Origin of the sequence: Thermus brockianus (assembly GCF_021462505.1) — a bacterium.
GTDB classification, from domain to species: Bacteria; Deinococcota; Deinococci; order Deinococcales; family Thermaceae; genus Thermus; species Thermus hydrothermalis.
Window position 1 is genome coordinate 85,455 of the sequence record NZ_JAKEDV010000008.1, and the last position, 20,570, is coordinate 106,024.

General features: G+C 66.3%; 20 protein-coding genes and 1 pseudogene. 15 read left to right on the forward strand and 6 right to left on the reverse strand.

Annotation, left to right across the window (positions count from 1 at the left end; all coding sequences use genetic code 11):
• Positions 1-12: 12 nt before the first annotated feature.
• From LXN00_RS10260 to LXN00_RS10290, 7 genes are read left to right on the forward strand one after another with little or no spacing between them, the layout of a single operon-like run.
• Positions 13-1,308 carry a phenylacetate--CoA ligase family protein gene (locus LXN00_RS10260; protein WP_234507936.1) on the forward strand — a complete coding sequence of 432 codons (1,296 nt, stop codon included), beginning with the start codon at positions 13-15 and terminating at the stop codon, positions 1,306-1,308.
• Complete coding sequence (locus LXN00_RS10265; RefSeq protein WP_234507937.1) at positions 1,295-2,026, forward strand: SDR family NAD(P)-dependent oxidoreductase; 732 nt, start codon at positions 1,295-1,297, stop codon at positions 2,024-2,026. The genes LXN00_RS10260 and LXN00_RS10265 overlap by 14 nt, the downstream gene beginning before the upstream one ends.
• A 10-nt stretch (positions 2,027-2,036) precedes the next feature.
• Positions 2,037-3,233: an ABC transporter substrate-binding protein gene (locus tag LXN00_RS10270; RefSeq protein ID WP_234507938.1), complete on the forward strand. Its 1,197-nt coding sequence runs from the start codon at positions 2,037-2,039 to the stop codon at positions 3,231-3,233.
• Between the two features lie 3 nt (positions 3,234-3,236).
• Positions 3,237-4,118, forward strand: a complete 882-nt coding sequence (locus LXN00_RS10275; RefSeq protein WP_234507939.1) for a branched-chain amino acid ABC transporter permease — start codon at positions 3,237-3,239, stop codon at positions 4,116-4,118.
• A complete protein-coding gene (locus LXN00_RS10280; RefSeq protein ID WP_234507940.1) occupies positions 4,115-5,044 on the forward strand; it encodes a branched-chain amino acid ABC transporter permease in 930 nt (309 codons plus the stop codon). The genes LXN00_RS10275 and LXN00_RS10280 overlap by 4 nt, the downstream gene beginning before the upstream one ends.
• A complete protein-coding gene (locus tag LXN00_RS10285; RefSeq protein WP_234507941.1) occupies positions 5,025-5,774 on the forward strand; it encodes an ABC transporter ATP-binding protein in 750 nt (249 codons plus the stop codon). The genes LXN00_RS10280 and LXN00_RS10285 overlap by 20 nt, the downstream gene beginning before the upstream one ends.
• Complete coding sequence (locus LXN00_RS10290) at positions 5,771-6,457, forward strand: ABC transporter ATP-binding protein (protein ID WP_234507942.1); 687 nt, start codon at positions 5,771-5,773, stop codon at positions 6,455-6,457. The genes LXN00_RS10285 and LXN00_RS10290 overlap by 4 nt, the downstream gene beginning before the upstream one ends.
• Positions 6,458-6,471: 14 nt before the next feature.
• Here the strand turns inward: LXN00_RS10290 and LXN00_RS10295 are convergent, their stop codons facing one another.
• Positions 6,472-6,960 (reverse strand): AbrB family transcriptional regulator, encoded by a 489-nt coding sequence (locus LXN00_RS10295; protein ID WP_234507943.1) that lies wholly within the window; start codon positions 6,958-6,960, stop codon positions 6,472-6,474.
• A 184-nt stretch (positions 6,961-7,144) separates the two neighbouring features.
• Between LXN00_RS10295 and LXN00_RS10300 the strand changes: the two genes are divergently transcribed.
• The 5 genes from LXN00_RS10300 to LXN00_RS10320 are packed head-to-tail and all read left to right on the forward strand — an operon-like array spanning position 7,145 to position 12,994.
• Positions 7,145-8,218, forward strand: a complete 1,074-nt coding sequence (locus LXN00_RS10300) for an ABC transporter substrate-binding protein (protein ID WP_234507944.1) — start codon at positions 7,145-7,147, stop codon at positions 8,216-8,218.
• A 9-nt stretch (positions 8,219-8,227) separates the two neighbouring features.
• On the forward strand, positions 8,228-9,919 hold the full coding sequence (locus tag LXN00_RS10305) for an ABC transporter permease (protein WP_234507945.1): 1,692 nt from the start codon (positions 8,228-8,230) through the stop codon (positions 9,917-9,919).
• 9 nt (positions 9,920-9,928) lie between these two features.
• Positions 9,929-11,047 (forward strand): ABC transporter ATP-binding protein, encoded by a 1,119-nt coding sequence (locus LXN00_RS10310; RefSeq protein WP_234507946.1) that lies wholly within the window; start codon positions 9,929-9,931, stop codon positions 11,045-11,047.
• A gap of 10 nt (positions 11,048-11,057) precedes the next feature.
• A complete protein-coding gene (locus LXN00_RS10315; protein WP_234507947.1) occupies positions 11,058-12,383 on the forward strand; it encodes a sensor histidine kinase in 1,326 nt (441 codons plus the stop codon).
• The gene (locus LXN00_RS10320; protein WP_234507948.1) at positions 12,362-12,994 is read left to right on the forward strand and encodes a response regulator; all 633 of its coding nucleotides are present in this window, start codon (positions 12,362-12,364) and stop codon (positions 12,992-12,994) included. Before LXN00_RS10315 ends, LXN00_RS10320 begins: the two co-directional genes overlap by 22 nt.
• On the opposite strand, the gene LXN00_RS10325 is transcribed toward LXN00_RS10320, so the two are convergent.
• The 5 genes from LXN00_RS10325 to LXN00_RS10345 all read right to left on the reverse strand — a co-directional run bounded on the left by LXN00_RS10325 (position 12,973) and on the right by LXN00_RS10345 (position 18,486).
• On the reverse strand, positions 12,973-14,280 hold the full coding sequence (locus tag LXN00_RS10325) for a GH1 family beta-glucosidase (RefSeq protein ID WP_234507950.1): 1,308 nt from the start codon (positions 14,278-14,280) through the stop codon (positions 12,973-12,975). The two genes, LXN00_RS10320 and LXN00_RS10325, sit on opposite strands and share 22 nt — an antisense overlap.
• 10 nt (positions 14,281-14,290) lie before the next feature.
• The gene (locus tag LXN00_RS10330; RefSeq protein ID WP_234507951.1) at positions 14,291-15,148 is read right to left on the reverse strand and encodes a carbohydrate ABC transporter permease; all 858 of its coding nucleotides are present in this window, start codon (positions 15,146-15,148) and stop codon (positions 14,291-14,293) included.
• A 3-nt stretch (positions 15,149-15,151) separates the two neighbouring features.
• Positions 15,152-16,078: a carbohydrate ABC transporter permease gene (locus LXN00_RS10335; RefSeq protein WP_234507953.1), complete on the reverse strand. Its 927-nt coding sequence runs from the start codon at positions 16,076-16,078 to the stop codon at positions 15,152-15,154.
• A 37-nt stretch (positions 16,079-16,115) separates the two neighbouring features.
• A complete protein-coding gene (locus LXN00_RS10340; RefSeq protein ID WP_234507955.1) occupies positions 16,116-17,420 on the reverse strand; it encodes a sugar ABC transporter substrate-binding protein in 1,305 nt (434 codons plus the stop codon).
• A 73-nt stretch (positions 17,421-17,493) separates the two neighbouring features.
• On the reverse strand, positions 17,494-18,486 hold the full coding sequence (locus LXN00_RS10345) for a LacI family DNA-binding transcriptional regulator (protein ID WP_234507956.1): 993 nt from the start codon (positions 18,484-18,486) through the stop codon (positions 17,494-17,496).
• Between the two features lie 120 nt (positions 18,487-18,606).
• Here LXN00_RS10345 and LXN00_RS10350 point away from each other — a divergent pair.
• The 3 genes and pseudogenes from LXN00_RS10350 to xylF all read left to right on the forward strand — a co-directional run.
• A pseudogene (locus tag LXN00_RS10350) lies at positions 18,607-19,201 on the forward strand (IS4 family transposase); the annotation flags it as partial.
• Positions 19,202-19,229: 28 nt separating this feature from the next.
• Positions 19,230-19,367 carry a hypothetical protein gene (locus tag LXN00_RS10355; RefSeq protein WP_234507959.1) on the forward strand — a complete coding sequence of 46 codons (138 nt, stop codon included), beginning with the start codon at positions 19,230-19,232 and terminating at the stop codon, positions 19,365-19,367.
• Positions 19,368-19,495: 128 nt separating this feature from the next.
• Positions 19,496-20,542, forward strand: coding sequence for a D-xylose ABC transporter substrate-binding protein (gene xylF, locus LXN00_RS10360; protein ID WP_234507961.1), 1,047 nt, complete (start codon positions 19,496-19,498; stop codon positions 20,540-20,542).
• Positions 20,543-20,570: the final 28 nt, after the last annotated feature.

A 20,570-nucleotide genomic window follows, 5' to 3' on the forward strand; every position in this document is an offset into this window, starting at 1 on the left:
GCGGAGGGCAAAATGGCGGCCTACTGGGAGCCGGAAGTGGAAACCATGCCTCGGCGGGAGCTGGAGGCCTTGCAGCTGGAGCGCCTTCGCTTCCAGGTGGAGCGCCTCTACCGGGAAAGCCCCTTCTTCCGCGAAAAGTGGGCTGGCCTTTCCCTGGAGATCCGGCACCTGGAAGACATTGCCCGCTTTCCCCTGGTCACCAAGGGTGAGCTGAGGGAGGAGCAGCGCCTCCACCCGCCCCTAGGGCGCTACACGGTGGCTCCCCAGTCGGAGTGGAGGGAGTACCACCCCAGTAGCGGCACCACCGGCTTCCCAGTGGGAACGGTATGGAGCGAAAGGGACGTGGAGAACATTACCCAGGTAACCGCCAGGACGCTCTTCGCCTATGGGCTACGGCCGGGGGACACGCTCCTCAACGGGTTTAGCTACGGCCTCTGGGTTGCGGGGATGGCGGTGCACTACGCTGCCCGGGCGCTCGGCCTCTTCGTCTTGCCGGTGGGTGCCGGTCAGACGGAACGCCACCTGGAGCTCCTCTCCCGCTTTCGGCCCAAGGCCCTCACCGCTACCCCCTCCTTTGGGCTTTACCTGGCCGAGGTGCTGAAGGAGAGGGGGCTAGAGAGCCCTTTAAGGATAGGGGCCTTCGGGGGAGAAGCGGGGACGGAAAACCCTGCCACGCGGAGCCGGTTGCAGGAGGGTTTGGTGTTGCGCGCTTACGACTACTACGGTTTGGCGGAGATGGGACCCACCTTTGCCGGGGAGTGCGCCTTCCAACAGGGGCTTCACTTTGCCGAGGACCACTACCTGGTGGAGGTGGTGGATCCTGAGAGTAAGGAGCCTCTTCCGGAGGGGGAAGTGGGCGTCCTGGTGCTCACCCACCTCACCCGGGAGGCCACCCCTTTGGTGCGCTACTACACGGGGGATCTGGCGCGTATCACCAAAGAGCCTTGTCCGTGCGGCCGCACGCACCTCCGAGCGTTGGGGGGTATTCTGGGCCGTGCGGACGATCTTGTGGTCTACCGCGGGGCCAAGTTCTATCCCGGCCAGGTGGAGGAGGTGGTGCGGGGTTTTCCCGAATTGTCCAGCGAGTACCGGATAGAGGTCCTCGAGGTGGATGGGGTGGCCAGGGAGGTCACGGTGGTGGTGGAGCTGGCCCGTCCTCAGGACCTCGGCGAAGGGTTTGCGGATAGGATCCGGCAGCGCCTCAAGGAGGCCCTGGGGGTGACCCCAGGGGTCCGCCTCGAGGCCCCCGGTACCCTGGAACGCACGGCCTTTAAGGCCAAGCGGGTGGTGCGGCATGCCGGGGCTTGAGGGGCTTCCGGTGTTGGTGGTGGGGGCCACGCGGGGGATTGGCCTGGCGGTGGCCCAGGAGCTCGTTCGCCAGGGAGCGAGGGTGGGCATCACGGGGCGGGACCCTGACCGGGTGCAGGGCGTGGCTGAGCGGCTTGGCGCCTGGGGCATGGCCGTGGACGTACGGGAACGGGAACGCTTGGCCGAGGCGGTGGCCCGCTTTGCCCACGAGGAAGGGCTTTACGGCTTGGTGTACAACGCCGGTACCAGCCCTGCCTTCACCCGGGCTGAGCGCTTGCCCTTGGAGGTGTGGGACGAGGTGCTTGCCGTAAACCTTACCGGGGCTTTTGTGGCGGCCCGGGCTTTCGCCCAAGAGCTTAAGGGCCCTGGGAGCCTGGTCCTGATAGGGTCCGTCCTGGGCTTCCGGGGTGGGGCCCGGCTGGCTGCGTATACGGCGTCCAAGGCGGGTCTTTGGGGACTCGCGCGTTCCTTGGCCTTGGACTGGGCGGACAGGGGTATCCGGGTGAACCTTGTGGCCCCTGGTTGGACGGAAACGGAGATGACGGAGGGCTTGCGGAACCACCCGAGGCTTGGCCCTGCCATCCTGCAGGAGATCCCCTTGGGGCGCTTGGCTCGCCCTGAAGAGGTGGCGAGAGTGGTAGCCTTCCTCTTGGAGCCGGAAAACGCATACCTGACGGGAGGCGTCTACGCCGTGGACGGCGGCGTGGGAGCGAGATAGGAGGTGGTCTATGAAGGTCCTAAGGTGGGTCGGGGTTTTGGCTTTGGTGGTCGGTTTGGCGTGGGCGCAGGGACAGCAGCCCATCAAGATCGGGGCGCTTTTCATCCTGAGCGGCAACTTTGCGGGCTACGGAAAGTCGGGTTCGCAAGGGGCGCAACTGGCGGTGGACGAGATCAACGCCCGGGGGGGTGTGCTGGGCCGTCCCTTGCAGCTCATCGTGGTGGACGACCAAGGGAACCCGGAGGTGGGTGTCAGGGAGGCCCGCAGGCTCATCCTGCAGGAGAAGGTGGATTTTCTCTTTGGCGTTGACTCCAGCTCGGTGTCCCTGGCGGTGGCGCCCCTCACAGACGAGTACAAAATCCCCCTGGTGGTCACCCATGCGGCCACCCCAACCCTGACGGAGCAGTGCCGGCCCTACGTGTTCCGTACCTCCAACAACGCCCGCATGGACGCGTGGGCGGCGGCGGCCCTGGCCGCCACCTTACCGGTGAAACGCTGGGCCAACATCGGCCCTGACTACGAGTTCGGCCGCGTTTCCTGGCAGGACTTCATCACCCGCTTGAAGCAGTTGCGTCCCGATGTGGAGGTGGTGAGCGAGCAGTGGCCCCGCTTCGGCTCCACGGACTACGCCAGCTTCATCACCGCCCTGATGCGGGCGCGGCCGGAAGGGGTCTTCTCCACCCTGTGGGCGGGGGACATGGTCATCTTCGCCCGCCAGGCGAAGGCCTTTGGGTTTTTCAACCAGGTGCGCTATTTCGTCAACCCTGTAGGGGCTGCCCTAGAGGTCCTCGGACCCTTGGGCAAGGAGGCCCCGGAGGGGCTTCTCGTTTCGGCCCGCTACTGGTTCCTCTACCCCAACACCGAGCGGAACCGAGCCTTTGTAGAGGCATACCGCAAGCGCTACAACGAGTACCCCAGCTACAACGCCCAGGAGGCCTACGCCGGAATGCACATGCTCGCCCTGGCGATCCAGAAGGCCCGTTCTACCCAGGCGGAGGCGGTGCGCCGGGCCTTTGAGGCCGATGGCGGGCTCACCTACGACGCCCCCGAGGGGCGCAAGCGCCTGCGCCCTGAGGACCATCAGGTGTTTGAGGGGCTCGTTTGGGGCTACACCAAGCATACCCCCGAGTATCCCTTCGCCATCCTGGACCGCATGCGCATCATCCCGGCCACGGACACGGTTTACCCCACGCAGTGCAAGCGGTAGGCCATGGAACTGGGCTTCTACCTCCTGCAGCTCCTTACCGGCTTGGCCTACGCCAGCACCCTCTTCCTCCTTGCCGTGGGGCTTTCCCTCATCTTCGGGGCCATGGGCATCGTGAACTTCGCCCATGGCTCCTTCTACATGCTGGGAGCCTACCTGCTTTACGCCTTCGCCCAGGGCCAGGCACAAGGCTTCTGGCAGGGGCTTTTGCTGGTGGGGGCGGCGGGGGTGGTGATCGGGGCATTGGTGGAGCGCCTCTTCATCCGGCCCATCTACCGAAGGCCGGAGGAGTACCAGATCCTCCTCACCTACGCCCTCCTTCTTATCCTCGAGGACCTCGTGCGCTTTGCTTTTGGTGCCGCCTACCGCTCCTTCCCCATGCCCCCCGCCTTTGCCAATCCCCTTTTCGTCCTGGGGACCCCTTTCCCTAGTTATTACCTCTTCTTGGTGGGCTTGGCTGCCTTGGTGGCCTTCCTCCTTTGGGCCTTTCTCCAGCGCACGCGCCTCGGCGTGTGGGTGCGGGCGGCCACCCAGGACCGGGAGATGCTAGAGGCATTGGGCGTCAACGTCCCCCTGCTTTACACCACCGTCTTCGCTGGGGGGATAGCCCTGGCTGCCCTGGGTGGGGCGGCCCTCCTTCCTCTCCAAGCGGCCACCCCAGGTATGGCGGTGGACGCGGTGATCCAGGCCTTCATCGTGGTGGTGATTGGGGGCTTGGGTAGCGTCTGGGGCGCCCTTTTGGGGGCTGTGCTTATAGGGCTTCTCCAGGCCTTTGGCATACTCCTGCTTCCGGAGATGGCCATGGTCTTCCCCTTCGCCCTCATGGCCCTGGTCCTGCTCCTCCGTCCCTGGGGCCTCCTCGGGCGTCCACCGGCGGTGCGGACATGAGGCTTCTCCTCCTCTTCCTCTTTCTGGCGGTGCTGGGTCCGGCCCTTTCCGAGTATGGACTCAAGCTCCTCAGCGAGGCCTTAATTCTAGGGCTTTACGCCATGGCCTTTAACCTCCTTTTCCACCAGGCAGGCCTCCTCTCCTTCGGCCAGGCGGCCTTTTTCGGCATCGGCGCTTACACCATGGCCCTTCTGGTGAGCCGGGCAGGATGGCCCTTTCTCCTCACCCTACCCCTCGCCCTTTTGGCCTCAGGCCTGGCGGCGGTCCTTATCGGGTTCTTGAGCCTGCGCCTAACCCGCATCTACTTCACCATGCTGACCTTGGCCTTCGCCCAGCTCCTTTACGCCGTGGCCCACAAGTGGTACGCCTTCACCGGGGGGGACAACGGGATCACGGACTTGCGACCCCATGGGGTGTTAGGGGAGAGCCTGCCCTTTTACTACCTGGTCCTCGCTTCCTTCGCCCTGGGGGTGGGGTTCCTCGCCCTGCTGGAGCGGTCGCCCTTTGGCTATGCCCTTCGGGGGCTTCGGGACAACCGGGCCCGTGCTGAGGCCGTGGGGATCGGGGGATTTCGCCACCTTCTCCTGGCCTTCGTGCTTTCCGGCCTCCTCTCTGGCTTGGCAGGGGCCCTTCAGGGGGCGTTGCAGCGTTCCGTTTTCCCCGAGTACCTCTTCTGGACCCGTTCGGCGGAGGCCATCCTGGCCACGATCCTGGGAGGGAGTGGGGTCTTCCTGGGGCCTGCGGTAGGGGCTGCGGCCTTTCTCTTCCTCCGGGTTTTGGTCCAATCGCAAACGGAGTACTGGCCCTTTTTCCTGGGGGTGGTCCTTCTCCTCACCGTGCTCTTCTTCCCCAAGGGGCTAGCCGGGGTGGGGGAGGAAGTGGTGCGGAGGCTTAAGGGGGTGCGCGGTGGCGTCCCTCAAAGTTGACAAGGTCTACAAGTCCTTCCAGGGCTTTTTGGCCCTGGGTGGGGTTTCCCTGGAGGTGCAGGAAAAATCCTTCCATGCGCTCGTGGGGCCTAACGGGGCCGGGAAGACCACCCTTTTCAACGTGATCACCGGGCGCCTGGTCCCGGACCAAGGGAAGGTGTACTTCCGGGGCCACGACATTACGGGTTGGCCCACGCCCAAGGTGGCGCGCATGGGCATTGCCATCGCTTTCCAAAGGGCCCAGCCCTTCGCCTCCATGACGGTTCTGGAGGCGGTGGTCTTGGCCCGGCTTGGCTACACCGGACACACCTTTCACCTGCTTATGCCCCTGGGGCGCTTTGCCGAGGCCAGGGCTAAAGCGGAGGAGGCCTTGGGCAAGGTGGGCCTCGAGGCGCATGCGGGCCGCCGGGTGGCCGAGTTGCCCCTGGGAGACCTCAAGCGCCTGGACGTGGCCATGGCCCTAGTGGCTGAGCCCGAGCTCCTCCTTTTAGACGAACCCTTAGCTGGGCTCTCCCGGGCGGAGCGACGGCGCATGGTGGACTTTATCGGCGACCTGTTGCGGCGAGAAGGTGTGACCCTTCTTTTTACCGAGCACGACACGGAGGCGGTGCTGGCCCTGGCGGACCGGGTCACCGTGCTTCACCAAGGCCAGGTGCTGGCGGAGGGCACGCCTGAGGCGATCCGGGGCGACCCGGCGGTGCGGGCGGCATTCCTCGGAGGGAGCCCATGAGCCTGGTGGTGGAGGACTTGCGGGCGGGCTACGGGGAGATTTCCGTCCTTCACGGGGTGAGCCTGCGGGTGGAAGAGGGGGAGGTGGTGGCCCTTCTTGGGCGGAACGGGGCCGGAAAGACCACCCTGATCAAGGCAGTCATGGGCCTCGTGCGCCGCTTTTCCGGGCGCTTGCGCTACCATGGCCAGGATTTTAGCGACTGGCCCCCCTACCGGCGGGCACGGCTGGGTTTGGGCTATGTTCCTGACGACCGCCGCATCTTCCCCGAGCTCACCGTGAGGGAAAACCTCCTCGTGGCCGCACGGCCTGGCCCCTGGAACCTGGAGCGAGTCTTCCAAATCCTGCCGCGGTTGGCGGAGATTCAGGACCGCCGGGGTGGGCTCCTTTCCGGCGGCGAGCAGCAGATGCTCACCATCGCCCGCACCCTCCTGACTAACCCCAGGCTCCTCCTTCTGGATGAACCTACGGAGGGCCTCGCCCCGCTTATCGTGGAGGAGATCGCCCGCCTCGTCCTGGCCCTTAAGGCGGAGGGCATGCCCGTCCTCCTTGCGGAGCAGAACCTCCGGTTTACGGGGAGGGTGGCGGACAGGGCGTATGTCTTGGAAACAGGCGAGGTGCGCATGGAGGGCCGCATGGCGGACCTGGTCCGAAGCGAGGAGGTTATGGCCCTCCTGTCCTTATAGGCCGGTTAGCCCGCTCACCGGGCACCTAGGCCCAGGAGGCGGGCCAGGAGGGGAACGAGGAGGAAGACGAGGAAGACCCGCACCGTGTGGAAAAGACCCACGAGCCCAGCGTCCCCCCCTTCGGCCCGGCTCAAGGGGCCCATGCCGGTGATGCCGCCGGGGGAGAGGGCGAAGAAGAGGGTAAGGGGGCTAAGCCCCAGAAGGCGGGCGTAAAGGAAGGCCAAGAGCAGGGCCAGGGCCAGAAAGCCCAGGGCGGCAAGGGTTGCCCAGGGCAGGAGCCATCCCTGGAGGAGGTCCCGGCGGAAGGCCATGCCCACGACAACCCCGGCTAGGAGTTGGGCCAAAAGGTCCAACCCTGCTGGTGCGGGCGATGGGGTAGGAGAGAGCACCTGGGAGAGACCCGCCCCGAGCATGGCCCCCACCACCGCCCCTCCGGGGAGGCCCAGGCGGTGGAAGGCTAGCCCCAAGACGAGCCCTAGGACGAGAGGGCGGAGAAGTTCCATGTCCTTCGGTATATCCCCGAGCGTCCCCGCCCGACAAGGGCCAGGGCGCGCCCCTTGGCGGAAACGGGCGTCCCTAGGGGTTTGCGCCGAAGCGAACGAGCGGGAAAAAAAAGAAACGACCTTGTCCTGAAGGGGGCGGTGGCGTATAGTCCCCCTTGTAGGCCTAAGTTGGGAGGTGATGGCCATGAAACGAACGGTGTGGCTTTTGGCTTTGCTCGGTGTATGGGCCTTGGGGCAGCAGTCCCGCCCCGCTTCCGATCCCCAGGTGGTGGAGGCGGCCCGCAAGGAGGGCCGTCTCATCATCTACTCCTCCACGGACCAGGCGAGCGCCCAAGCGCTTTTGGACGATTTCCGCCGCCTCTACCCATTTATCCAGATTGAATACAATGACCTTGGCACCCAGGCCATTTACGACCGTTTTGTGAGCGAAACCGCAGCGGGAGCGAGGAGCGCCGATCTCCTCTGGTCCAGCGCCATGGAGCTCCAGGTGAAGCTGGCGAGCGAGGGCTATGCCCTGCCCTACGACTCCCCGGAGGCCAAGAACTGGCCCGCCAACGCCCGCTTGCAGAACCTGGCCTATGGGACCACCCTCGAGCCGGGGGTGGTGGTCTACAACCGCCGCTTCCTCAAACCCGAGGAAGTGCCCACCACCCGCGAGGGCTTGGTTCGCCTCCTGCAGGAGCCCAGGATGCGGGGGCGCGTGGCCACCTGGGACCCCGAGCGGAGCGCCGTGGGCTTCACCATCCTCAAGGCGGATTACGACCGTTACCCCGCCTTCCAGGACCTGGTGCGGGCCTTCGGCCGGGCCCAGGCTTCCCTCTACTCCTCCACCGGGGCGGCCTTTGAAAAGGTCATCTCCGGCGAGCACTACCTGGCCTATGGCTTCTTCGGCTCCTACGCCCTCCTGCGCCAGCGCACGGTGAAGGATTTGGGCATCGTCTACCTCACGGACGGGACGGTGGCCATCCAGCGGGTGGCCTTCATCAACCGGCGGGCGGCGAACCCCAACGCCGCCAAGCTCTTCCTGGACTACCTCCTTTCCCTCCGGGGCCAGAACCTCATGGCCTACACCGCCCTGATCTTCGCCAGGCGGGAGACGGTGGTGGGCGAGGCCACGCCCCAGGCCCTGTACAAGGCCGTGGGCGGCAAGGACAAGGTCTACGCCATCCCCGTTTCCCAGGAGATCCTCAAGAACCTGGACCCGCAGGAGCGCTTGCGCTTCCTCACCTTCTGGCGGCAGGCCATCCGGGGCCAGTAGGGGGTGGGCGTGCTGGGCCGGAGCCTCTTTTCGCCCAACCTGGCCCTTCCCCTCCTGGCGGGGTTGGTGGCGGTCTTGGTCTTGGCCCCCTTGGGCATCCTCCTCTACCAAAGCCTCCTCACCGCCCCCTTCTTCGCCCCGGTTAAGCGGCTTGCCCTCGAGGCCTACCGCTACCTCCTCCACGACCCCTACTTCTTTGAGGCCCTGAAGAACTCCTTCGCCATCGGCCTCGGCATGGTGGGGGTGGCCGTCCCCCTGGGAAGCCTCTTCGCCTTCCTGGTGACGAAGACGGACCTCCCCTTCGCCCGATTCTTTGAGCTCCTCCTCCTCGCTCCCATCTTCATCTCCCCCATCATCCTGGGCATCGGGTTCATCGTGGTCTTCGGTCCCTCGGGCCTGGTGTCTGGCCTGGTGGAGGCGGTCTTTGGCCGGGTACCCTGGACCATATACACCCTCCCCGCCATCGCCGTCATCGCCGGCCTTACCCACGTGCCCTATGTCTACCTCTACGTGGCGAGCACCATCCAGAACGTGGACGCTTCCCTGGAGGAGGCAGCCCGGGTGGCCGGGGCCAGGCCCTTCTGGGTGGCCCTAAGCGTCACCCTCCCCTTGGTCCGGCCCGCTTTGGTTTACAGCGCCGCCCTCATGCTCCTCTTGGGGTTTGAGCTTTTCGGCCTACCCCTCGTCCTCGGGGACGCCAAGGGCATCATGGTCATCACCACCTACCTCTACCGCCTCACCGCCATCACCGGCACCTCCGCTTACCACCTCATGGCGGCGGTGAGCGTGGCCATCGTGGCCATCGCCATGGCCCTGGTCCTTTTGCAACGCTACCTGGTGGGGCGGATGGAGGGGCGGTACGTGGCCATCGGGGCCCGGGGTTACCGCACGGAGCGGCTTCCCCTGGGCAGGCTCCGCTACGTCTGGGCCCTCCTTCTCGCCCTCTACCTCCTGGTGGCGGTGGTCCTCCCCGTGCTGGGCGTGGTCTTCCGGAGCCTGGTCACCAGCTGGGGGCCTGGGGTGGACCTCCGCGAGGTCCTCACCCTGGGCCACTACCTGGAGGTCTTCAAGCTTCCAAACCTCAGCCGGGCGGTGACCAACACCCTGGTGGTGGCCGCCCTAGGGGGGGTCCTGGCCCTGGGCTTTTACCTTCTCATCGCCTTGGGGATCCAGCGGGGCGGGGGGTATGGCCGGGTATTGGACTACCTGGCGGGCCTGCCTCGGGCGGTGCCGGGTATCGTGATGGGGCTCGCCTTCCTCTGGCTTTTCCTCTTCTTCAAGCCCATTGCTCCCCTGCGGAACACCCTCCTCGCCCTCATCCTGGCCTACACCGTGGTCTGGATGCCCTACGGGGTGCGCCTCCTCACCGCCGCCCTCCTCCAGGTGGGGCGGGAGGTGGAGGAGGCGGCGCGCATCGCCGGGGCCTCGCCGGTGAGGGCCTTCTTGCACGGCACCCTTCCCCTCCTCAAAGGGGGTATCCTCACCGCCTGGTTCCTCCTCTTCATCCAGTTCGTGCGGGAGTACTCCACGGGGGTCTACCTGCTCACGGCGGGCACGGAGGTGCTGGGGGCCCAGATCGTGGCCCTTTGGGGCACGGGGGCGGTGGACGTGATCGCCGCCCTGGCCACCCTCCAGGTGCTCATCGTGAGCGCGGTGTTTTTGCTGGCGAACCGCCTTGGGGTGCGGCCCCAGGGGCTTTGAGGTGCGGCCATGACGGAGAAGCGCACGACGAGCTTGCTCTCAGGGGTTAAGGGGGATGAGGCCCCCTTGGTGGTGGAGGCCCTGGAGGTGCGGCTTGGGGAGAACCCTGTCCTCAAGGGGGTGGACCTCACCGTGGCCCCCGGGGAGGTGGTGGCCCTTTTGGGTCCCTCGGGCTCCGGCAAGACCACCCTCCTCCGGGCGGTGGCGGGCCTGGTGCGCCCGAGCGGGGGCCGGATCGCCCTGGGGGACACGGTTTTCTTTGACGGAGGAAGGGGGGTCTTCCTGCCCCCAGAGCGGCGGGACCTGGGCCTCGTCTTTCAGTCCTACGCCCTTTGGCCCCACCGCACGGTCTTTGAGAACGTGGCCTATGGGCTCCGGCTTCGGAGGGTGCCGGAGAAGGAGGTGCGGGAGCGGGTGCTCCACCTCCTGGACCGCCTGGGGCTGACGGGTCTGGAGGGGCGCTACCCCGGGGCGCTTTCCGGAGGACAACAACAACGGGTTTCCCTGGCCCGGGCTCTGGCCTACAACCCCAGGCTCCTCCTTCTGGACGAGCCCCTCTCCAACCTGGACGCCAAGCTCAGGGACCAGGCCCGGGTCTGGCTCCGGGAAACCCTAAAGGCCACGGGCAAGGCCGCCCTCTTCGTTACCCATGACCAGGCGGAGGCCATGGCCATTGCCGACCGCATCGCCCTCCTGAACGAGGGCCGGGTGGAGCAGGTGGGGACGCCCGAGGAGCTTTACCGCAACCCCCGAACCCTTTTCGTGGCGGACTTCCTGGGCAACCCCAACGTGGTGGAGGCTCTGGTGGTGGTCGTGGAAGAGCCTTGGGTGCGGCTAGAGCTTTCCGGCTTCCCCGTGCGGGCACGCGCCATGGGGCCCCTGGTCCCGGGGAGGCTTGCCAAGCTGGTCCTCCGCCCCGAGGCCTTGCGCCTGGCGGGGCCTGGGGAGGCGAACGCCCTGGAGGGGGAGCTTGCCCATTCCCTCTACCTCGGGATGCACCACGAGCACTGGGTCAGGGTGGGGGAGGCCCTTCTTAGACTCCTTAGCCCCACGCCCCTTCCCGGGCCCAGGGTGCGCCTGGCCTTTGACCCCGAGGCAGCCTTGGCCTACCCCGCCCAGGGGGGATAATGGCCTCGTGGTGCGCGCCTTGGCGGTGCCGCTCCTGGCCCTGTGCTTGGGCTTAGGGGTCTTGGAGGCCTTTCGGGCAAATGGGCTCCTGTCCGAAGCCCTCCTGGCGGAAGCCCGCCGGGTGGCCGAGGCGGGAGCTTTGGGGGTGGCGCTGGAGCGCTTGGGTGGCCGGCTTACCGCTAGCCCCCCTAGCCCCTTGCCCCTCTTGGGGGAAGGGGTGGAAGGGGTAGAGGTGGGGCCCACGGGCCTTAGGGTTTGGGTCGCCCGGCCTTCGGGTCCCGTGGCCCTTGTGGTGGAGCGGGCCTACCCCCTCTACCTTCCCGCCCTGGGGCCTTACCTGGTCCTTTTCCTCCTCGCTTTCCTCTGGGCCAGGGCCCGGGTGCTGGGGGAGGTGCAGGGCCTACTGGGACTTTCCCTAGGGGCGGCCAAGGAGCGGCTTGCGGCTTTGGAGGCGGCCCTTGCCTCCTTGGAAGAAGGGGTGGCCATCGTCCGGGGTGGGCGCGTGGTCTACCTCAACCGGCGCGCCCTGGCCCTCCTGGGGTTGCCCGAGGGGGCCATGACCCCCTTGGCCCTGGAACGGGTGTGGCCGGCCTTGGCGGCGGCAAGGGGTGCGGAGGTCCTGCCCCTTCCCGGGGGCCGGCCTGCGAGGGTGCGGGAAAGCGCCTCCGCCGGGTACCAGGTGATCGTCTTCCAGGACCATGCGGAACTGAGACGCCTTGCGGAAAGCCTCACGCAAAGCCGCCGCCACCTGGACCTTTTGCGGGCCCAGACCCACGAGTTCCAGAACTTTTTGCACCTCCTGGGGGGTCTTTTGGAGCTCGGGCGGGTGGAGGAAGCCCTGCGGCTTTTGCGGAGCGAGGGCGAGGTGGAGGCACGGCTGGAGGAGGTGCTCGCCCGGGTGGAGCTTCCCCTTTTGGCGGCCCTCCTTTTGGGCAAGTGGCGCCGGGCCCAGGAGCTGGGCGTGGAGATGGCCTTGGAGGGGCATCTCCCTGCCCGCTACGCCCCTTTTGGGGACCTATTGGCCTCGGTTCTGGGCCAGCTTTTGGAAAACGCCCTCGAGGCGGCAGCCCAAAGGCCCGGGGGCCAGGTGCGGCTCCGCTTCCGGGCAGAGGAGGAGGGCCTCTATGTGGAGGTGCGGGACAACGGCCCGGGGCCTAAGGGAGAGGTCCTCTTCCAGCCGGAAGCCAGCGGCCGAGGGACGGGCAGGGGCTACGGCCTGGCCCTGGCCCGTACCCTGGTGCGGGCGGCAGGGGGGGAGCTGGGGTACCGGCGGGAGGAGGGTTGGACCGCTTTCTGGGTAGCCTTCGGTAGGCTATGGACCGAGCGCTCATCGTAGAGGACGATCCTCGGGTGGCCTCTTTGCACCGGGCCTTTCTGGAGGCGGAGGGGGTCCAGGTGGTGGGGGTTGCAGGTAGCCTCGAGGGGGCCCTCTCCGCCCTGGCGCTGGAGCCCGATCTGGTCCTTCTGGACCTCTACCTCCCGGACGGCCACGGGCTGGACCTCTTGCCCGCCCTGGTGGGCACCTACGTCATCGTCATCACCGCTGCCAAGGACGTGCCCACCGTGGAGCGGGCCCTTCTGGGCGGGGCCATGGACTACCTGGTGAAGCCCTTCGGGCAAAGCCGTCTGAAGGAGGCGCTAAGCCGCTACCGCGCCTTCCGCGCCCTCAAGAAGAAGGACGAGGTTTCCCAAGCGGACCTGGACCGCCTCCTCGCCCGCAGGCGGACGCCCAAGGGTCTGGACCCCCTTACCCTGGAACGGGTGCTCGCCCTCTTTCAGGGCCGGGAGACCCTCACCGTGGAGGAGGTGGCCCTGGCCCTGGGCCTCTCCCGGGTCACCGCCTGGCGCTACCTGGAGGGGATGCGGCGGGAAGGGCTCTTGGAGGGAGAGGTGGACCCTCGGGGCCAGGGGCGCCCCCTGAGGCGCTACCGCTTGGCGGGGGGTTGAGCCGCCTCCCCCCCGGTCCTTTCCCGGTACCAAAAGGCGCTCCGCTTGGGGATGCGCCTGCCCGAGGCGAAGTCCACGTAGAGGAGCCCGAAGCGCTTCGTGTAGCCGTGGGCCCACTCAAAGTTGTCCAGGAGGCTCCAGACGAAGTAGCCCTTAAGGGGCACTCCTTCGGCCTTGGCCTTCAGGGCCGCCTCCAGGTGCGCCTCCAGGTAGGCCACCCGCTCGGGGTCTTCCACCACCTCCTCCCCCCGCCAGAGGTCCGGGTAGGCGGCCCCGTTTTCCGTGATGAAGAGGGGCCAGGGGGTTTCCTGGGCGAGGCGCTTTAGGAGACGGTAAAGCCCCTCGGGGTAGACCTCCCAGCCCATGGCCGTGGTGGGCCGCTCCGGGGGGAGGTAGCGCACGGGATAGGGGCCCTCCCCCCGGGCCACGCGGGCCCGGGTGTAGTAGTTCACCCCCAGGAAGTCCAGGGGCCTTGCCATGCGCTCCAGGTCCTTGGGGTGGATGGGCACGCTGGGTGGGTTGGCGAAGGGGCTTTCCGGGTAGCCCCGGCCCAGGAGGGGGTCCAGGAAGAAACGGTTGTGGTAGCGGTCCGCTCGGTCCACGGCCTCCTCGTCCTCTCCCTCCACCCAGGTGAAGTTGAGGACGATGCCCACCTGTTTGGCCCCGGTTGCCCGTAGGGCCTCCACCGCCAGGCCGTGGCCCAGGAGGAGGTGGTGGGCGGCGCGGAGGGCGGCCTCGAGGTTCCTGAGGCCCGGGGCGTGCTCCCCCGTGAAGTGGCCTAGGAAAGCGCTACACCAGGGCTCGTTGAGGGTAGCGAAGTAGGGCACGCGGTCGGAAAGGGCCCGGGCTACCAGGGCGGCGTACTCGGCGAAGGCGTAGGCGGTCTCCCGGCTCCGCCACCCGCCCCGCTCCTCCAAGGCCCAGGGGAGGTCCCAGTGGTAGAGGGTGAGGAAGGGGGTGATCCCCTCCGCCAATAGGGCGTCCACCAGGCGGTCGTAAAAGGCGAGGCCCTTGGGGTTAATGCGCCCCTTGCCCTCGGGGAGGATCCGGGGCCAGGCCACGGAGAACCGGTAGGCCTTTAGGCCCAGCCAGCGCATCCAGGCTATGTCCTCCCGAAAGCGGCGGTAATGGTCGCAAGCGGGTTCGCCTGAGCTCCCGTCGCGGATGGCTCCTGGGCGTTGGCTAAAGACATCCCAAATGGAGGGGCCCCGCCCGTCCTCCCTCGTGGCCCCTTCCACTTGGTAAGCGCTGGTGGCCGCTCCAAAGAGAAAGCTTTCCTTTTCCACAAGATACCTCCTATCCCTTGACCGCCCCCGCCGTGAGGCCCTGGATGAGCCAGCGCTGCACCAGGAAGAAGAGGAAGAGAACGGGCAGCGTGGCCACGGTGGCGGCGGCCATCACCAGGTCGTAGCGGTTTTGGAAGTTACCCACAAAGTTGCGGATGCCCACGGGAATGGTGGCGGTGGCCTCGGTGGTGAGGATTTGGGCGAAGAGGAGCTCGTCCCAGGCGGTGAGGAAGATGTAGACGGCGGTGGCGGCGATGCCCGGCAGGGCCAGGGGCAGGATTACCCGGTGGAAGGCTTGGAAAGGGGTGGCCCCATCCACCAGGGCTGCTTCCTCCAGCTCCTTGGGTATGGAGGCGAAGAAGCCCCGGAGAATCCAGATACTCATGGGCACAAAGAAAGCGGTGTAGGTGAGGACCAGGCCCGAGTAGCTCCCCACGAGCCGCACCTCGAGGCCCCACGCCTCCCTGGCCCAGTTCTGGAAGGCGATGTACATGATGTAGATGGGGATGAGGAAGAGGATCCCCGGGATTACCTGGGTGAGGAGCACGCTTCCCCCGAAGAGCTCGGCTCCAGGGAAACGGAACCGCGCCAGGGCGTAGCCCGCCAGGGTGGCCACCCCCAAGGCGAAGAGGGTGGTGAGGCCGCAGACCAAGAGGGAGTTCTTGAGGTACTGGAAAAAGGGCAGGGCCCGCCAGATCTCCAGGTAGTTGCCCCACTGGGGCACCTTGGGGAAGAGGCTCCCCGTGGCCGCCTCCAGCTGGGTCATCAAGGAGGTGTTCACCATCCAGAGGATGGGGAAGAGTTGCCCTGCTAGGCCTAGGACCAGGACGCCCCAGGCGCCCCACGCAAGCCAACGTTCCTCGCGCACCGTTCACCTCGCTTTCAGGTCTTCCCGGAAGACCCGGTACCAGAAGAGGATGAGGAGGAGGGTCAAGAGCATGTACAGGGTGCTGGCGGCAGCCCCCAGGCCGAAGTTCCACATGCCGAAGGTGTTCCGGAAGAGGTTGGTCATGAGGAGGTCCCCCCATTCCCCGGGATAGCCGGCCCCGTGGCCGAACATCATGTAGACGATGTTGAAGCTGTAAAGCGTGCCGAGGAGGCCGTAGAGGAGCAGGATGGCCGTCACGGGCCGGAGGAGGGGCCAGGTGATGTGCCGGAAGCGTTGCCAAGGCGTGGCCCCATCCACCTTGGCCGCCTCGTAGAGCTCCTGAGGGATGGTTTGGAGGGCCGCCAGGTACGTGACCATGACGAAGGGCCAGCTCCGCCACACCGTGGGGAGGACGATGGCGAAGAAGGTGAGGGGGCCGATGAGCCAGTGGGGCTTCTCGGGCAGGAGGTGGAGCACGTCCACGAGGAGGGTGTTGATCACCCCGTTTTTGAGCCACATGAACCCCCACAGGAGTCCCACCACGTAGCTCGGCACCACCCAGGGGAGGAGAAAAAGGGTTCGCCAAAGCCCTCTAAGGAGCAGGGGTCGGTTGAGCACGTGGGCGAAGAGGAGCCCCAGGGAGAGGGTGAGGGCGTTGACCACCAGGGCGTAGAGCAGGGTGGTGCGCACGGCGTAGAGGAAGCCCGTGCGGAAGGTGGACTGGGGGTCAAAGAGGATTTCCCGGTAGTTCGCCAGGCCCACGAAGGGGGCGCTGAGGTAGAGCCTTAGGGTGCTTAGCTTCAGATCCAGGAACCCCATGTAGATACCCTGGAGCATGGGGCCGTAGTGGACGAGCACCATGCCCAGGAGGGCGGGAGCCACGAAGAGGTAGGCGAGGCCGTGGCGTTGCCAGAATTTTGCTAGACCCATGATGTTTAAGGAAGGGGGGCATACGCCCCCCTTTCTGCTACCTCAAGGCGCTATTGATGGCGGCGGAGGCCTTGTCCATGAGGTCCTTCAGGCCTTCCTGGGTAAGCCGCTTCTGCGCCACCAGGTCCCAGGCCATGCCCAGGTGTTGCACCGCCAGGTTCTCCACCCCGCCCCAGCCTGCCAAGGTGGGGTAGGTGCGGCCGAACTGGGCCGCCTGGACGAAGACCCGCATGAGGGGGTTCCCCTGGACCTCGGGGGCGTTCCAGGCGGCGCGTAGGGCGGGGAGCATGCCGCTCATGCGGGCGTAGGTGACCTGGGCCTCGGGGCTTCCCAGGTACTTCAGGAGCTCCTTGGCCAAATCCTTGTTCTTGGAGAAGTTGAAAAGGGCCAGGTTGGAGCCCCCGAAGAAGGTGTACCGCCCCCTGGGGCCTGCGGGGTAGGGGGCTACCCCCAGGTTCTTGGCGGCTACCCGCTCGGCGAACCCCCCCTTGGCCTCGGGCACCTGGGCCCGCTGGATCATCCAGGGGCCGCTGGCGAAGACGGCGCACTTCCCCGCCTGGAAGTCGGCCTCAATCTGCGCCGTGTTCTTCTCCAGGCTTTCGGCGGGGACGTAGCCCTTTTGCGCCAGGGAGAGGAAGAAGTAGAGGCCCTGGAGGCTTTCGGGGGTGTTCAGGGCGCTTTGCCACCTTCCCTGCGCCTGGCGCACCACATCGCCCCCTGCGCCCCAGATCCAAGGGGCGGCGTTGTGGAGGACGTCCCAGGAGTTCTTGCCCGGGGTGCACAAGGGGGCGAGGCGCCCCTTGGTTTCTGGGTCGGTGAAGGAGGAGGCGGCGAGCCGGGCAAGCCCCGCCTCAAAGTTTTGCCAGTTGGCGAACATCTGGGAGGGGTTCACCCCCGCTGCCTGGAGGGCGTCCGTCCGGTAGTAGAAGGCCCTGAGCTCGGAGAACCAGGGCAGGGCGGTGGCCCTGGTGCTTCCCGCCAAGCGGGTGGTGTTCCACACGGCGGGCAGGTAGGCGTTTTGCCCGCCGAGGGCCTGGAGCACGTCGTCCAAGGGCTCCAACACTCCCATGGCGCTGATGGCCCCCACCCAGGTGGTGCCGAGCTGGGTGATGTCGGGCCCCACGCCGCTCGTGGCGGCGGCGGTGATGCGGGTCCAGGCCACGCCCCAGTCCAGGACCGTGACCTTTACCTGCACGTTGTTGGCCCGTTCAAAGGGAGCCACCAGGGCCTTGAAGTCCTCTGCCGGTTGGGCGCTGTTGGGCATGATCCAGACCTCGAGGGTCCGTTGCGCAAGACCGAGGGAAAGGGCGAAGAAGAGTGTTGAAAGCGCTTTCTTCCACATAGAAACCTCCTTCTAGGCAAACCCGTCCCTTGGGACGGTCCGAAGGCCTAAAGCCGAAGGGCCTGCGTTTCCTTCAGGCTCCCACCTCCTTCACCGAACTCCTTTCCACCAGCTGGAGGGGGATGGGGAAGAGGGTGGGCACTTCCCCTTCCAGCAGGGCTTTCAGAGCTTGGGCCAGGGCGCGGCCTATTTCCCGTGCCGGCTGGCGCACCGTGGTCAGGGGAGGGATCTGGTAGGCGGCCAGGGGAATATCGTCAAAACCCACCAAGGAAACGTCTTCCGGAACCTTGATCCCACGCTCATAGAGGTAGAGCCGGGCCCCTATGGCCGTCTGATCGTTGGCGGCGAAGACGGCGGTGGTATCGGGAAAGCGGGCGAAAAGCTCCTTGGTCGCCTCGTAACCCCCATCCTCTTGGAGGTTGCCGTAGACCACCCGGGGTGCAAGCCCCGCCTCCCGCATGGCCTTGCGGTAGCCTTGGAGGCGCTCGCGCACGTCGGCGCCGCCGCGGTGGCTGGAGATGTGGGCAATGTGGCGGTGCCCCTTCTCCAGGAGGTACCGGGTGGCCCGGTAGGCGGCTTCCCGGTTGTCCAGGACCAAGGACCAGGTCTGGGGCCCCGTGAGGGCCTGGCCGAAGGCCAGGACGGGGACGCCTAGGGGCTTGAGGGCGGACTCCTCCAAGGAGGTGCCGAGGAGGACCACCGCCTCCACCCGGTGGCCCCGGAGGAAGTCCAGGGCTTCCAGCTCCCGCACCAGGCTCCAGTGCCCGGGTACGGCGATGGGGCGGAAGGGGGTGGCCTCCAGCTCCAGGGTGATGGCCTCGAGGATGGGCCCATAGAAAGGGCTCCCGAAATCGGGCAAGAGGATGCCCACGGCGTACGAACGCCCCTTGGCCAAGCTTTGCGCCAGGGGGCTTGGCGTGTAGCCCAGTTCCTCTATGGCCTGGAGCACCGCCCGAACCTTTTCCCGGGACACCCGGGCGGTGCCGTTGAGGACGCGGGAAACGGTGGCAGGCGAAACCCCGGCGCGGCGGGCCACCTCGGCGATGGTGGGGTGCGTGCGGGTCATGGTTTGGAACCTAGGGTAGCACGGCTTGAAAGCGCTTGCAAGAGGGGTCAAGGCTGAGCTCTAATCACTTTGTTCCGTAGGGGCTTGACAAGGGAAAACAAAGAGGGGGTTGTGTAAGGTATGCGAACCCACAACCCCCTCCTCCAGGCTACCACCACCTGGGTCCACACGGTCTTCCATCCCCTCAGAAAACCCGCGCGCACCAACTTGGCCCTCTTCCTCTCCGCTCCCCTTGACCCGACCCTCTCCAACCTCGCCCGCAGAACCCCCCTGCCCACCCTCGCCCAAAGCCGCCTCAACCGCCTCTGGCGCTTCCTCCACCACCCCACCCGGCAAAACCCCTGGACCCTCACGGCCCACCTCCTCCTCCTCGCCCCCCGCCTCGCCTAAGGAAGCCTGCTTCCCATCCTCGTGGACTGGACCCCAGGGGAGGATGGGAAGCATCAGGTCCTGGTGGCCGCCCTCCCCAAGGGAGGGAGGGCCCTGGGGGTGGCCTTCGCCCTCCATCCCCTCTCCCCCTTCCCCAGCCAGAGCCGGGTGGAGGAAGCCTTCCTCCTCCGCTTGGGCCGCCAGGTCCAGGCCCTAGGGTATGTCCCCCTCTTCCTCCCCGACCGGGGCTTTGACCGGGTCTCCCGGATAGGCAGGAGGAACGAGCATGGGTTTCCTCCTGGGGCTACGGGGCCACCGGGAGGGGGAGATGGAGAAGGGGGAACGCTTCCTCTCGGGACCTAAAGGGGCAGGGGGTGGTGCGATCTGAGGGGCATAGCCTTTTCCGCCTGGCTTGCCTCCTTCTGGCGGAGGGTCCTCCTTCCCTGCAGGGCGTGGTGGTGCGGGTGCTTGGGGGTCTTTCCCGGCAACTGGCACGGGGGCGGGGAAAGTGATGAGAGCTCAGAGGCCGGGGGGGTTGACATTTGGGATGTTCCGCGATACATTTACTTTGAGTCGGGAAAAAAAGAAAGGCTTCTCAAACTCCTGGTCAACCCCTTCCCGGCTCGGTAGGAGGTTGCGTATGCGGAATGGGTGGCTTGGTGTTCTGGTGCTGCTGGTGTTTGCAGGTGGGGTTTGGGCCCAACAACGCCCCTTGGTAGTAGGTGTAAGTTGGGCCAACTTCCAGGAGGAGCGTTGGCGGCGGGATGAAGCGGCCATCAAGGAGCAGCTGGCTCGCATGGGCGCTCAGTATGTGAGCACCGATGCGCAAAGTTCTGCAGAAAAGCAGCTTAACGATGTGGACAGCCTTATTTCCCGAGGGGTAAACGCCCTCATCATCCTCGCTTGGGACAAGGACGCTATTCTTCCTGCGGTCCAAAAGGCTCGCGCAGCTGGCATCCCCGTGGTGGCTTATGACCGCCTAATTGCCGATCCATACGCCTTCTATATTTCGTTTGACAACGTGGAGGTGGGGAGGCAACAAGCCCGTGCTGTGTACCAGGTGCGGCCTCGAGGGAACTATGTCTTCATCCTAGGTGCGCCCACGGATCCTAATGCAGATCTGTTGCACCAAGGACATCTTGAAGTCTTACAACCTGCCATTGACCGGGGTGAGATTCGCGTAGTGGGCAAACAGTATACGGAGGGTTGGCGTCCGGAAGTTGCCCAGCGCAACATGGAACAGATTCTGGCAGCCAACCGAAATCAAGTGGATGCAGTGGTAGCCTCCAATGACGGTACCGCAGGGGGTGTGATTGCGGCCCTGGCTTCGGTGGGGTTGGCCGGGCGTGTACCCGTTTCCGGCCAGGACGGCGATTGGCCTGCTTTGAACCGGGTGGCTCGAGGATTGCAGACCGTAAGCGTCTGGAAGGATGCCCGAGAGCTTGGACGTCGGGCTGCAGAGATCGCAGTGCTCCTAGCTCGGGGGACTCGTCCGGACCAAATCCCGGGTGCTCAGAGGTTCCGCGTTCCGGGGGATCCTAGAGGTACCGTGGTGAACGCAGTGCTGTTGCGGCCTATTCCTATTACACGCGACAACTTGCATATCGTCCTCGAGGCCGGTTGGATCACGAAAGAAGCGCTTTGCCAGGGTGTAAGCGGGCCGCAGGCGCCCGCAGTTTGCCGCTAGGCCTAAGGGGGCTCAGGGGAAGTCCCCT

Bases quoted from the DNA above. Each gene is read 5' to 3' on its own strand.
- LXN00_RS10260 (WP_234507936.1), top strand. From the start codon at position 13: ATGGCGGCCTACTGGGAGCCGGAAGTGGAAACCATGCCTCGGCGGGAG.
- LXN00_RS10265 (WP_234507937.1), top strand. From the start codon at position 1,295: ATGCCGGGGCTTGAGGGGCTTCCGGTGTTGGTGGTGGGGGCCACGCGG.
- LXN00_RS10270 (WP_234507938.1), top strand. From the start codon at position 2,037: ATGAAGGTCCTAAGGTGGGTCGGGGTTTTGGCTTTGGTGGTCGGTTTG.
- LXN00_RS10275 (WP_234507939.1), top strand. From the start codon at position 3,237: ATGGAACTGGGCTTCTACCTCCTGCAGCTCCTTACCGGCTTGGCCTAC.
- LXN00_RS10280 (WP_234507940.1), top strand. From the start codon at position 4,115: ATGAGGCTTCTCCTCCTCTTCCTCTTTCTGGCGGTGCTGGGTCCGGCC.
- LXN00_RS10290 (WP_234507942.1), top strand. From the start codon at position 5,771: ATGAGCCTGGTGGTGGAGGACTTGCGGGCGGGCTACGGGGAGATTTCC.
- LXN00_RS10295 (WP_234507943.1), bottom strand. From the start codon at position 6,960: ATGGAACTTCTCCGCCCTCTCGTCCTAGGGCTCGTCTTGGGGCTAGCC.
- LXN00_RS10300 (WP_234507944.1), top strand. From the start codon at position 7,145: ATGAAACGAACGGTGTGGCTTTTGGCTTTGCTCGGTGTATGGGCCTTG.
- LXN00_RS10310 (WP_234507946.1), top strand. From the start codon at position 9,929: ATGACGGAGAAGCGCACGACGAGCTTGCTCTCAGGGGTTAAGGGGGAT.
- LXN00_RS10320 (WP_234507948.1), top strand. From the start codon at position 12,362: ATGGACCGAGCGCTCATCGTAGAGGACGATCCTCGGGTGGCCTCTTTG.
- LXN00_RS10335 (WP_234507953.1), bottom strand. From the start codon at position 16,078: ATGGGTCTAGCAAAATTCTGGCAACGCCACGGCCTCGCCTACCTCTTC.
- LXN00_RS10340 (WP_234507955.1), bottom strand. From the start codon at position 17,420: ATGTGGAAGAAAGCGCTTTCAACACTCTTCTTCGCCCTTTCCCTCGGT.
- LXN00_RS10345 (WP_234507956.1), bottom strand. From the start codon at position 18,486: ATGACCCGCACGCACCCCACCATCGCCGAGGTGGCCCGCCGCGCCGGG.
- xylF (WP_234507961.1), top strand. From the start codon at position 19,496: ATGCGGAATGGGTGGCTTGGTGTTCTGGTGCTGCTGGTGTTTGCAGGT.